Source organism: Dyadobacter sp. OTU695 (genome assembly GCF_038440355.1).
In the GTDB taxonomy this organism is placed as follows: domain Bacteria; phylum Bacteroidota; class Bacteroidia; order Cytophagales; family Spirosomataceae; genus Dyadobacter.
The window spans coordinates 1-13,261 of the sequence record NZ_JASATN010000011.1 but is presented as its reverse complement, the minus strand read 5'-3'; the positions used below and the strand labels follow the sequence as shown (position 1 = coordinate 13,261).

At 50.3% G+C, this 13,261-nt stretch carries 8 protein-coding genes; 2 read left to right on the top strand and 6 right to left on the bottom strand.

The window, feature by feature from the left end; all coding sequences use genetic code 11:
- The first annotated feature begins 50 nt into the window (after positions 1 to 50).
- Entirely contained in the window at positions 51 to 1,388 is a 1,338-nt protein-coding gene (gene eat, locus AAHB90_RS19715) for an ethanolamine permease (RefSeq protein ID WP_342086918.1), read from the top strand.
- Here the strand turns inward: eat and AAHB90_RS19710 are convergent.
- The 4 genes from AAHB90_RS19710 to AAHB90_RS19695 all read right to left on the bottom strand — a co-directional run bounded on the left by AAHB90_RS19710 (position 1,365) and on the right by AAHB90_RS19695 (position 9,108).
- A complete protein-coding gene (locus tag AAHB90_RS19710; RefSeq protein ID WP_342086917.1) occupies positions 1,365 to 3,623 on the bottom strand; it encodes a TonB-dependent receptor in 2,259 nt (752 codons plus the stop codon). The genes eat and AAHB90_RS19710 overlap by 24 nt on opposite strands.
- A gap of 29 nt (positions 3,624 to 3,652) precedes the next feature.
- Positions 3,653 to 4,954, bottom strand: coding sequence for a tetratricopeptide repeat protein (locus tag AAHB90_RS19705; protein WP_342086916.1), 1,302 nt, complete (start codon positions 4,952 to 4,954; stop codon positions 3,653 to 3,655).
- Between the two features lie 68 nt (positions 4,955 to 5,022).
- Positions 5,023 to 7,326 (bottom strand): DUF4331 family protein, encoded by a 2,304-nt coding sequence (locus AAHB90_RS19700; protein WP_342086915.1) that lies wholly within the window; start codon positions 7,324 to 7,326, stop codon positions 5,023 to 5,025.
- Positions 7,327 to 7,350: 24 nt separating this feature from the next.
- A complete protein-coding gene (locus tag AAHB90_RS19695) occupies positions 7,351 to 9,108 on the bottom strand; it encodes a DUF4331 domain-containing protein (protein ID WP_342086914.1) in 1,758 nt (585 codons plus the stop codon).
- A 568-nt stretch (positions 9,109 to 9,676) separates the two neighbouring features.
- Between AAHB90_RS19695 and AAHB90_RS19690 the strand changes: the two genes are divergently transcribed.
- Entirely contained in the window at positions 9,677 to 10,411 is a 735-nt protein-coding gene (locus tag AAHB90_RS19690; protein WP_342086913.1) for a LytR/AlgR family response regulator transcription factor, read from the top strand.
- 428 nt (positions 10,412 to 10,839) lie between these two features.
- Here the strand turns inward: AAHB90_RS19690 and AAHB90_RS19685 are convergent, their stop codons facing one another.
- Together AAHB90_RS19685 and AAHB90_RS19680 are read right to left on the bottom strand one after the other, a co-directional pair.
- The gene (locus AAHB90_RS19685) at positions 10,840 to 12,102 is read right to left on the bottom strand and encodes an exo-beta-N-acetylmuramidase NamZ family protein (RefSeq protein ID WP_342086912.1); all 1,263 of its coding nucleotides are present in this window, start codon (positions 12,100 to 12,102) and stop codon (positions 10,840 to 10,842) included.
- Between the two features lie 74 nt (positions 12,103 to 12,176).
- Positions 12,177 to 13,229, bottom strand: a complete 1,053-nt coding sequence (locus tag AAHB90_RS19680; RefSeq protein WP_342087095.1) for a PA0069 family radical SAM protein — start codon at positions 13,227 to 13,229, stop codon at positions 12,177 to 12,179.
- Positions 13,230 to 13,261: the final 32 nt, after the last annotated feature.

Below are 13,261 nucleotides of genomic sequence, written 5' to 3'. Positions count from 1 at the left end.
AGAGTTATAGACTATATTGTACTGCCATCAATTAGTCTAACCTATCCTTCATGTCTGCCGAACAATCCGCTGCGCTCAAAAAAGTTCTTAAACCGATCCACCTCTGGGCCATTGCCGTCGGCCTTGTCATTTCGGGCGAGTATTTCGGCTGGAATTACGGCTGGGGCGTATCAGGTACCATCGGTTTTCTCATTGCGACACTGGTCGTGACGGTCATGTACGTGACATTTATTTTCAGTTTTACGGAGCTGACCACCTCGATTCCGCAAGCTGGCGGGCCGTTTTCCTACGCCTACCGGGCCTTTGGCTCCTGGGGCGGGCTTATAGCGGGTTACGCCACATTAGTAGAATTCCTGGTTACACCACCAGCCATCGCATTTGCATTGGGCAGCTACACCCATTTTTTGTATCCCAATTTGCAGGTGCTGGAAGTCGCTTTTGCCTGCTACGTGATTTTCATCCTGATTAACCTGCTTGGAATCAAAGAATCGGCCACATTCTCGCTCGTAGTCACTTTGCTAGCAGTGTTGGAGCTATTGATTTACATCGGCATCGTTGCCCCCCATTTTTCCTATGACACGTTTGTTTCCGAACCGATGCCTTTCGGATGGACCGGTGTGTTTGCCGCATTGCCTTTCGCGATCTGGTTCTATCTGGCGATCGAAGGTGTGGCGATGGTCGCCGAAGAGGTGGAAGACCCGAAAAGGACGATTTCGCGGGGTTACATTTACGGAATTCTGACCTTAGTAGTACTGGCTCTTTCCGTGATGGTTTTTACGGGCGGCGTTGCCCCATGGCAGCAACTCAGCCATATCGACTACCCGCTTCCGGCGGCACTCGGTATTGTACTCGGTCGTGACAGCGGACTAACCCAGCTGTTCGCCAGTCTGGGACTTTTTGGCCTTATCGCATCCTTTCATGGAACGATCATTGGTTATTCAAGGCAAATTTTCGCCCTCGCACGCGAAGGCTACCTCCCTTCATTCCTGGGAAATGTGAATGCGCGTTTCCAGACGCCGCACTGGGCGCTGATCGCGGGCGGGATCGCCGGATGTCTGGCATTATCGCTCGGTACTACCGACCAGGTCATTATTCTCGCTGCATTAGGCGCCGTAGTCATGTACATTATCAGTATGGTCGCGTTATTTGCATTAAGGAATAAAGAACCTCATCTCGAAAGGCCCTTTAAAGTACCCGCATTCCCCTACTTTCCGGCCATCGCCCTTGCGATTTCCATACTTTGCCTGCTTGCTATTGTGTACCATAACTGGAAGCTCAGCCTTTGGTTTTTTGTTGGCTTGGCGGTGACCGCGATTATTTTTGGCCTTACGGGCCGACACAAAAAGCACGAAGTACCACAACCCTCAGAAGAAGAGCGTCACGCCTAGCTTGGCAAAAAACGGCGTACCCGGCGTAAAATGGATCTCTTCCACCGGCTCTGTTTCATTTTTCAACCGGCTCTCCGTCGCAAATTGCGTCTCCTTCCATTTGGTATTGAACAAATTCTGAACCGAAAGGCCGACGCTGTATTTCGTTTTGGTGTAATTCAATTGCATATCACTGACAAAATACCCCTTTGCCACAATGGAATTGTCCTCGTTGGCAGGCCGGTTGGCGATGTGCCGGTAGCGCAGCGAGCCGTTCAGGCCGTTCGGCATTTGCAGGGATAGCCCTCCTGCCGACGTGAATATGGGTGCCAAAGGCAAGTAATTCATTCCTTCCATTTCACCCACGGCCCTTGGCCTGGCCGTATTGAAATCGGCATCTGCATAAAGCGTTTTTGTGAGCTGGTACCGGACTGATAAGTCGAGCCCCTGCCTGCGGGACTTGCCGCTCGGCTCCACCACGCCGGCGTCGCCTACATACACGAACTCCTGCTCCATCCACAAATACCACGCGGCCGCATTCACGACCATTTTAGGAAATGGTTTGAAGATCACGCCCAGGTCCGACCCGTATGCGCCCGGCAGGATCTGCTTTCCTCCCTGCGGCACCACCACGCGGGTGTCGTTGGAATGGAAGCCTTTGCCGGTGTTCAGGTATAGTTGCAGGTTGGGATTAAAGGTGTAGTAAAAATTGAGTTTGGGAGAAACAATGGCATCGCCCGCATGCTGGTTGGTAACTGCCCGGGGGAGCAGGTCTTCATACTGGTCCCTGAAATAATCGACGCGAACGCCTGCATTCATCGAGAAGCGGTCGTTAAAGCGCACCACTTCGTCGATGTATACAGATGCGTTCAGTTCATTGATGTTTCCCAGCTTATCATGTTCGAGCGTTTCCGTCCGGTTTTTGGTGTGCGAAAGCTCGGTACCACGGGTGAGGTCGTGCCGATATTGGACGCCCAGCGTGGTTACCCAGCTGTTTTTTCCGATGAAAGATTCCTTTGAAATACTGCCATTATAACCATAAAGGTTACGCCGTTCCTTCTGCCGGATCTGGTCGCCATTCAGCGAATCCTCGAGAAAGAATGTAAAATTGGAATACAGCTCGAAATTGTAATTACTGTAAAAGAGTTGGTTTTTGATCACAAAATTCCGCGGGGTAACCGTCACAAACTCAGCATTGAAATTGGTACGGCTCGTTTCACCGCCTTCGGTTGGATCTATGGAGCCGTAAAAACCGATGAGTCCTGACTCAATCGCACGGTCGGGGATTTGGCCCGAATGGTTCCATTTGCTCCAAAATGTAGAGCCTGTCAAAGTCAGGTTTGTATTGGGTGTAATGTGCCCGTGATACTTCCCTACCAGATTCAACCGGTTGAAATGCTGCGGGTTATCGAAATAGGAATTGGTAAATGAATATTCCGAAGCAATGTATGCCGCCTGGTTTTTCTCCCGACCCTTTTGTCCTAGCAAATCAATGCCCGCTACTGCGCGATAAGTATCAAACTGCCCCGCTTCCAGCTTTACGAACGATTTATCCAGCGCGTCCTTGGTACGGAAGTCGACCCAGCCTGCGGTGCTAAAATTGCCCTTATCGGTCGTGTAAGGCCCTTTTTTGAAATCAATTCCACTGACAAGCTCCGGAATTACGAAATGGAGGTCTGCATAGCCCTGGCCGTGCGCGTGGGAGACCATATTCACCGGCATTCCATCTACGGTCAGCCGGATGTCCGTTCCGTGGTCGATATCGAAGCCGCGCAGGAATATCTGCTCGGCCTTTCCGCCGCCCGCGTGCTGCCCGATAAACAACCCCGGCACAATGCGCAGGATTTCCTGCGAGTTGGTAATGGGCCGCAAACGGATATCGAGGTTGCTGATCAGTTGCTGATCGTGCGCCCGCCGGGTCGAAACCGTCACTTCGCTCAGCTCTACATTTGCGCCGGCCAATTCGGTTTTCAGAAAGGACGTTTCATCGTCGGTTACACTCACTTCCAACACCTGTGCTTGGAAGCTCACGTGCGAGAGTTCTACCTTATACTTTGCCGCCACCAGGTCTTCGAACCGGTATTGACCTAGTTCGTTGGTAGTGGTCACCTTCCCTGTTCCCGAAAGCTGCACGGTCACATCTTTGAGCGGCAGCCGGCTCGACTGGTCGTACACCACCCCTGAAATACCGCCCAGGTGAGCCAATGCGCGCAGGCTTACGATCAGGAAACAAAACAGGAGCGTAAATCTCTTCATGTGGAAAAGGATATTAAATAGAAATGCCGTCAGAGCACAAATCTAGGATTAGTTTTTCTTGCCTGCGCCAAAAGCCGGTTGCCTTGTGCCTTATCTCCCGTAGCGACCGCAATGGCACTCGCCACCTGAAGTAACTCCGGATCGCGGCTGCCTGTACGTAATGCTACCTTGATATGCTGTTTTGCCTTGTCATTGTTTTTATCCTTAAAATACGCGGCTGCCAATGCATGGTTTACATCTATATTCTTCGGCCGTTTGGCATATTCCTTCAATCCGAAGGCAATAGCCGAGTCGAGTTGGTTTGTTTTGGTATACAGCTTGCAAAGTTCAAGATCCACGGAATGTCCCGACCGGGCATCTTCGTCCAGCATTTTAGCTACTTCCCGGTATTTGTCGGCCGCTTTCTGTTTATTACCCTGCAATGCATAGATATCGGCCATCTCTTCATGAAAAGAAAATTCCGGCATCACTTTCGCGGCCTTGTCGAGCTCAGCCAACGCTTTGTCGTATTGGCCGGCAGCCTTGTGTACCTGTGCGAGCCCGCGCAGCGCGAAGGCGTAGCTCGGGCGCATGGCGAGTATTTCCTGGTATTGGATTTCGGCCTGTTTCAATTGGCCGGTAGTTTCGTAAAGGTGACCTAATGTATTTTTAGCCCAGCATTGTGGTTCCGAACCGGGTAATCCAGCATCAACGGCCAGTTTCATGGCTTCAATCGAACCGGGATAGTTTCCATAAATTTCCCGCAGGTAAGATGCCCTCGAATAGGCTTCGAGTGATGGCTTCAAAGCCTGCATTTTGTCGGACATTGCCACGGCATCGTCGTAGTTGCCCAGTTCCACATTGGCATCCACCAGCACGCCGTATACATAGGCATTGTTTGGATTGATTTTGCGGGCACGCTCTGCCAGGTCGCGCGCTTCGGCAAACTGGTGCTGCGACATTTTCACCGAAGCTTTAAATGTGGTAGCCTCAAAGTTCTGCGGTTCGATGGCCAGTACGTCGTCCAGTATTTTGAGTACGGCAGGGTAATAATAAGGGTGCTCTCCGGTAATGCGGGCTTCGGAGAGGTAAATGACGGCGATTTGGAGCCGCGGCTTCACGTCCGAGGGGTTCTCACTGACCTTTTGCCTTAATTCTTTCACTTTGTCCTTGGTCTTTGCCCATTCGGTCGCCGAAGCGAGCTCGCCCTGCCTTTCATATAATGCCGGAATTTCGTTGGTAACGGCCGGGGCCGCCGGCTGTTTGGCTGCTTCATTATGCTGCTTTTTTTTGCCACAACCCGTTACCGCTATCAGCAATGCAATAAGTATAATTGAAAGATAAGTTTTCATAAGGCTTTCAAATTAAATGCGGAAGGAGATTTTAAATGCCGGGAGCAGGCGCCCCCGGCATCGTGTTTTTATCTTCTGAGAATTTTTACTGTGTAGCGATCATCGGCCGTCATAACCCGCAGGTAGTAAATACCGGGCTGGCTGTTCAGTTTCACGACCCTTCTTTCGTTGGCGACCGCTTTTCCGATGTTCTGCTGACCAATCACCTGACCTTTGCTGTTAGCAAGGTCCAGACGTACTGCTTTGCCGGCAGCTCCTCGAATTTCGATCACTACCTCGTCCGTCGTACTCGGGTTACCCATTACCACCGCTTTCAGGGAAGTGGAAGATTCCTCGGCCTCCGGTGCGCCCTGCCGCAAGGTTTTACTCCCGCAATAGGCCCGGAAATCGAATTTCATGGTCACCTCCGAAGACGGGTCGCCTACGTAACGTGCTTTCAACCACAGCACACCACTGCTGTTCGCGTCTTTGAAAAGTTCGGACTCAACCATCCGGCTCACGCTAGTACCCCACACGCCATTAACCACACCCGCAGCAGAATATTCCACAGGGTTGCCTGGTATGCCGCCGGTATGGCCGAACATGAAGCCACCGGTAAGGCAATCGAAATTTTCGATCGTTACCGCCAGCGGTTCCATACCACCCGGCGCAGGTCCTTCGTAGCCCGGGCCACGGAAGCCTGGCCATGGATTTTGAAGGTACGGGAAGTTTCCTTTCAGCGTGGTATCGTTTTTGGTCACACCCGCATTGAATGACAGCACATTAACAAGGTTGGGTGTAACGGGGGTGGTAGAGGTTCCCGGTACAAAATCGTCGTACCACAAGCCTATGGCTGCCAGTACCACTCCACCCACAGCCTGTAATTCGATCGTAGACACGTCGTCTTCAAGGCGGCGACCATTCGGGAAACCATCCATATTAGGTATCCATTGCAAATCCTTGTTACCATTGTAGGCCGGATCGGTCAATCCCAGTGCAGCCGCCTGAACGAGCCCTAATGAACTGAATTTAGGATCATTACGAGGCGTAGCCGGCACGGCCATATTCAACCGCAGCCAGTCTCCAAGTGTTGGTAAAAAGTTATGGATAAATGGCTTACCTGCCGCAAGCGGATTACCTGCTTTGCCTGTTGCAAGCTGGTATGGTGGCAAATTGGGTACACCGGTGTAGAAAATAGGTAGGATGTCGACGGCCCGCGGACTGGTCGCATCGGGGAGCAGCACGCTTCCGAATGCGGCTTCCGACAAGGCGGTACCATCCAGCGCGGGATTGCCTTTCAAACCATAAAGGCCCATTTTACCATTACGAAAGTCGAACGACCCCAGGGATTTGCTTTGAATACGCAATGCAGCGAGTCCGGGAACTGCGCCTCCGAACTGCGAATCGTCCATATACAATGCTAGTTCCGGGTTTGTGAAGTATTTGGCAAACTGCAAATCGTTCGCAGGCGAAGTGGCATTCCACTTGTCTTTCATGCCTATCGGGATCACCGCCTCGTTGGTAAGCGGCATTCCAAGACGCGACACCTGCACCCAATCGCCGTCATAACCTACATCTCCACCACCGTAAAGGGTCGTGATCTTTCTGCGGCTCGACGACGCATAAACACCGATCACGTAATCTGGATCGAGGATGTTACTGGCTTCGGCTACGGTTTTATGGCTTTTCTGCAATGTGGAAACAGGCACCTCGATCACGATCGAATGGCAGTTGAACTTCGCGACACCGTCGCGCGCCCCCGATTTACGGACGTTACCCAGGTCAAAAATTCCACCCAGATCTACGAAGAAAGGGTCGTCGACGGGACCGGCGAAGATTTTCTCTCCGGTGCTGGCCGTCATAATGGCCTTATCCACCAATGTATTGTACTCCGAACCCAGCCCAACCGGCGTGCTTTTGATCGAGCGCGGCCCGATGTTCGGCGGAGGAACGATGCCGTTCGAAACGATGGTCGAGAAGCTGTGTCCGCCATCGGTACTCCTTTCGCAGGTGTAGGTGGTTTTCAGGTTTTCTTTGCCAAGACGTATCAGAAAGAATGTGGACGGGTCCTCATTCATTTTCTTGAAAGTAAAGCGATAGATGACGTCCGCGCCGGGAGTTCCTGCATTGTTATCTACATGGATTTCGTAGCGGATGTTTTCGCCAAACGAATACCAGTTAGGACCACCGGCAGGGTGTTCAAATGGAATGTAATTGGCAATGAGCACAATGTTTTCCTTGTTCACCGGACTTTTAAATGCATAAACATCGGTGTTGTCCGCCAGCGGGTCCGTTGAGATGAGTGGCGCTTCGCGGTGCGAGGAGGCCATTGCCGCGGGAGCCCCGGTACAAATGATCGCCCATAGCCCGATCAGATAAAGAAGATTTTTCATATTATTCTTGCTAAAAGTGTGGGATCAGAACCGGGCTTTTTCAGGATAGTCGTAACCTCTCCAGGGATTCGCCAAATAAGGGAAAGTACCTTTCAGGGCAGCATCGTTTTTCGTAGGTCCGGCAGTGAAGGTCAGGACGTTCAGCAATTGCTGTGAAACCGGTGCCTGCGGGGTAGCGTCGTCATAGAACAAGCCCACCGCCGCCAGTACCACACCTGATACGGCCTGCAATTCGATGGTCGTCACGTCGTCTTCCAGCCTGCGGCCATTCGGGAAACCATCCATATTCGGGATCCATTGCAGGTTGGCGTTGGCATTGTAAGCCGGATCGGTAATGCCCAGTACGGCAGCCTGAACCAAACCCAGGTGGCTGAATTTCGGATCGTCACGTGGTGTTGCCGGTACAGCCATATTCAGCCGCAGCATGTCGCCAAGTGTTGGCAGGAAATTATTGATAAACGGCTTTCCTTTTGCCAGCGGATTGTTGTTTTTCCCCGTCGCAAGCTGGTAAGGGGCCAGGTTGGGAACACCCGTGTAGAATATAGGTAGCAAATCCACCGCTCGCGGACTGCCGTTGTCGGGTAGCAGCAGGGTACCGAATATCGCATCGTCCAGCGCCGTGCCGGTCAATGCTGAAGAGCCTTTCAACCCGTACAATCCCGGCCTGCCGTTGCGGAAGTCAAATGCACCCAGGGAATTCGTCTGAATACGGAGGGCGCTCAACGATGGTACCGCTGCTCCAAACTTGGAATCGTCCATGTAAAGGGCGAGTTCAGGGTTGGTGAAGTACTTGGCAAATTGAAGGTCCTGTCCCGCATAGGGCGTCGTAGCATTCCATTTGTCCTTCATTCCCAGCGGTATGACCGCCTCATTGGTAAGCGGCATACCCAGGCGCGAAACCTGAACGTAGTCGCCGTCGTAACCTACATCACCGCCATTATAAAGCGTTTTGATCATCTGGCGGCTCGCAGAGGCCCACACGCCGATCACGTAATCCGGATCGAGGATGTTGGCTGCCTGGGCGACGTTTTTGCCGTTCTTTTGCAACAGGTTGACAGGGATTTTCAAAGCGATCGTGTGCACATTGAAGCGCGCCAGACCGTCCTTAGGCGCGTTGGTGGTGTTTCCTTCCGGCCTGAAATTACCTGCATCGAACGCACCTGCGAGGTCCACGAAAAATGGGTCATCGACCGGACCACAGAACACTTTTTCGCCGCTGGAAGCCGTTGCAATGGCTTTTTCTACGAGCGAGTTGTAGTCAGGAGCTTCCAGTCCGACCGTTTTACCTTCGATAGACCGCGGTCCGATGTTGTTGGGAGGCACGACGCCGTTCGCGATGATAGTCGTGAAACTGTGGCCGCCATCGGTACTTTTCTCGCATTTGTAGGTGGTTTTCAGGTTTTGTTTACCCAGCCTGATGTTGAAAAAAGTCGTCGGGTCCTCGTTTGTGCTGGAAAACGTGAAGCGGTACGTGATATCGTCGCCCGGCGTTCCGGCCTGGTTCTTGATATGGATCTCATAACGCACATTAGGCCCGAAATTGAAATAATTGGGGCCACCCTCAGGCGATTCGAACGGAATGTAGTTCGCGATAATCGTGATGGAATTAGGATCATCAGGACTTTTAAAAGCGTACAAATCCGTATTATCGGCGAGCGGATCATTGGAAATCAGTGGCGCTTCGCGGTGGCTCGAAGCCAGACTGCTTAGCGCACAAGGCAGTAACAACAGGCACAGAAGCGTTCTCCTGAACCTGCAAGGATCCAACATAGAAACTTGCATGGGGTAAAAGTTTAGATACGGAAACGGGAATTAAAGTGATCGTAAAGCGCAAAGACATCGATGCAAATCCCGACCCTGGAAAAAGGCCGAAATTCCGGAAAAAGCGAACCGGTGCCGGGGATAACCCGGGAGTTTACAAGCAATTATTAACGAAGGGTAAAAGCGGTGTTAACAACCATTCTGGCATATATACGCCATGTGTATGACGCCGGATGTGCGAACCGGCAAAAAATTTGGAGCCTGGATAATGAGCAGATATAATTATGCGGGTATTAAGTTAAATAAATCAAAGCAAAAATGTCGGGTTTTGCCGTAACGCTCTTCGTAAAACTATTTACATATTACCACAGCCGGTTGTGGGATCGGACATTTTCCCCTTACTTTATTGAACAGGATAGTTTGGGAGCCCGTTTCGAAAAATAGTTCGATATTGCATGTAAATCCTACTTTGTAATTAATTCGTATATTATCCTACAATTTGCAGGTGCGGCTCTTTTACCGTGCTGATTCAAAATAAAAACCATCTACATTCACATTTTAAGGCGGGCAAAGGCTGTCTACATCAAAAATGAATATTCTAATCGTTGAGGACGACTTTATCATTGCGAAACACCTTCAATTTTTGCTCAATGGTTTCGGCTACGAAGCAAACGATATTGCTACCGACTATACGACTGCCACAGAACTCCTCGACAGTAAGGTCTTTCACCTCGCTCTGCTGGATATCAATCTCAATGGTTATCAAACCGGTATCGATCTGGCACATTATATACGGGAAAATTTCAAGATCCCTTTCCTCTTTCTTTCTGCACACGACGACATAGCGGTAGTCAATGCTGCATTACAGGCAGCACCCCACGCTTTTTTGCAGAAACCTTTTCAGAAAATTACGGTGTATACAGCTGTAAAGCTGGCCCTGAAAAATTACCGTTTGGCGGCGCTCGCGGGCGAAACTACAGCGGAGGAGAAGGAGGACACGACGGTGATCACGGATGCGCTTTTTATCAAGGAAAAGCATATGTTCACCAAGATCATGCTTACCGACATTCTGTATATCCGCAGCGACGACAACTATCTGGAGCTGCACACGACCAAGAAAAAATACACGATCCGCGAGACGCTGAAAAACATGCTTCAGCAGCTTCCTACCAACTATTTTTTCAGGGTGCACAAGTCGTTTATCGTCAATCTGAACGCCATTACGGCCATCGACTATGTACATGTGATGATCAACGACATTGAAATCCCGATCACCAACGATAACCGGACGGAACTGCTTAGCCGCATCAAGACTTTCTCCTGATAATTAGTAGCGTACGCTCGAAAAACGGTTACTTACGTTTTCGCTGATTTCACCCCAAGAAACTTATGCTTCACCCCTTTGATTTGTTGAGGACTTATATGCGAAGTAATTTTATAGCACGTAAACACCCTCTTCTATTATTCATATATACTTTACCCCGACAGAAAGCCTGGGCTTCAATAAATTTTTAAAGTTTTTATGAGGTCCAGGCATCTGTTTTACTACAAAAAACGTAATTAAGTCGATTGAGCATTTATGGCATGATATTGAGCATTATGCACACATTTGTTTTCAAAGACACACGATACTAACATATAAACCTAAACTAAATCGCTATCAGTTTTAATTAAATATCGTTGAGAATAATTGAACATCCCTGGGAGTTTTCTCAGGGATGTTTTGTTTATAAAAGTCTGTTATTGAGACTACTAAGGGTAAATCAGGTATTTTTTCCGCATTTCCTTGAACTGCCCCAGTCCGGGTTCCCAGCTTTTCCGGATCTCTTCTTCGGATGTACCGGCGATAATCTGTTTTTTGAGGTTTTCCGTGCCGGATAGCTTGTCAAAATTACCCATCTGCTTGCTTTGGCTCATGTCGAAGAACTTCTCCTTCTCAGGATACGCGTTATAGAGCTCGATAAGCCATTTCAGATGGATCCTACCACTTTTGCGGATGTCTTTCAGGTTATATTTCCGCAAATCGAGGCCATAGCATTCCTGATCCTGGTGCAGCGGCGTTTCGCTCATCCCTTTGATGCTGTGTGGGGCGAATGAGAAGTCGTACTTCCCTTTTAGCAACGGCGCCCCCAATACTGTGAAAGGCATATACGTACCGCGCCCCTGGCTGAGGATCGTGCCTTCGAACATACAAATATGCGGGTACAACATCACCGATTGCTGGGTATTGAGGTTCGGTGAAGGCATTACAGGTAGCACGTAGGGTGTGTCGTGGGTGTAGTCGGCTATTTTGATGATTTTCAATTTGCATTGCATTTTGTTCGGCAACCAACCTTCCCCATTGATCATCTGGGCAAATTCCGCGATCGTGAGCCCATGCGAGATGGGTATTTTGTACATCCCGATCCCTGAATGCAGATGGTCTTCGAGGATAGGGCCGTCGACGAGGAAACCATTCGGATTGGGGCGGTCCAGGATCAGCATTTCCTTGTTGTTCTCCGCGCATGCCTCCATCACATGCCCGAGCGTGTTGATGTAGGTATAAAAGCGCGCGCCTACATCCTGTATGTCGAAAATCATGAGGTCAATGGCGGCCATTTGTTCTTTTGTCGGCTTTTTGAGCTTCCCGTAAAGTGAAATGGCAGGGATACCGGTTTTCGGGTCGACACTGTCATTTACTTTATCGCCATTACTGGCTGTGCCCCTGAAACCGTGTTCCGGGCCGAAAATGGTGACGATGTTGACGCCCAATGCCACAAGACTATCCACTATAGGTTTAGTGCCGATGATGGAAGTCTGGTTCACGACAATGCCTATTTTCTTGCCTTTCAAATAGTCGAGATATTTTGAAATCTGGTCCGCGCCTGTGGTCGGGCCTTTCGCTTTGAGCACGTCTTCGGGTGCCGACGAAAGCGAATCCGCCATGGCCGGACTTTTCTGGGAAGTGGAATTGACGCAATTGCTGTTGGCGGCTAATGCGGTGGCCAGGCTTATGGCTAATGCTATTGTTTTCATGTAATTGGGATTAGGAAGACTAAAATAAGGTATTAATGCCACGAAGACACGATTAGGCATGGATTTTCGCGGTCCTAGAAAAGCCGCATTTGCCCGGCCCGCATGAATTGCGAGGTATCCAATGGAGGTAACTCGCGTCCGGCAAGGTATTTCCGGCAGGAATGTTCATGCAGTTGCCTGATATGCTCCGCAAAGTTCCCCTCGCCCACCATCCTGATCCCAAACCGCGAGTCATTCACCACTCCGCCGTGGCATTCTTTGATCTGGTTCAATACCTTCGCCGCCCGGTCAGGAAAATGGTGATGGATCCATTCATCAAACAACGTCGAGATCGCTCCATTCAGCCTCACCACCGTGTAATGCGACCATAATGCCCCATTCTCGGCAATGGCTTGTATCAGCGCAGGGATTTCCTGGTCATTCAGCCCCGGAATGATCGGTGCTGTCATCACTCCCGTCGGAATGCCGGCGTCGCTGAGCGTTTTCAATACTTGCAGGCGCCTTTTGCCCGTCACCGTCCGTGGCTCCAATGCGCTTCGCAGCTCTTCATTCAGCGAGGTAATGGAAAGCGCAGCGTGAACGAGATTCAGCTTGGCCATTTTTTCCAGCACATCCAGATCTCGAAGGATCAATGCGTTCTTGGTGAGAATGCTCACCGGGTTTCGGTACCGCAGGCATATTTCCAGCAACTGCCGTGTCAGCCTGTACTTTTTCTCGCCCGGCTGATAACAATCCGTATTTCCGGAAATGTGAATTTGATGTGGCACCCACTTTTTAGAATTGAAAAGCTTTTCCAGCAATTGCGGTGCATTCTTTTTCACTACAATTTTAGTCTCGAAATCCAATCCGGCTGAAAAGCCCCAATACTCATGTGAATTACGGGCATAGCAGTAAATGCACCCGTGCTCGCAGCCGCGGTAGGGATTGATCGAATGAAAATTGGGCAGATCAGGACTGTCCGAAACGCTCATGAGCGTCTTGGATTCCTCTTCGATGAATTGTGTTTTGGGATTAACTTCGGGATCCTCCCACTGCTGCCAGTCTTCGGAGGTGTACTCGATCTCGTGCTTGAAGAATTTGTTGGGCGTGTTGATAGCAGCCCCGCGCCCGCGTGCCCTGTTGTCCATTGTTTTCCAGTAAGTTGATGAAGTTATGAAGT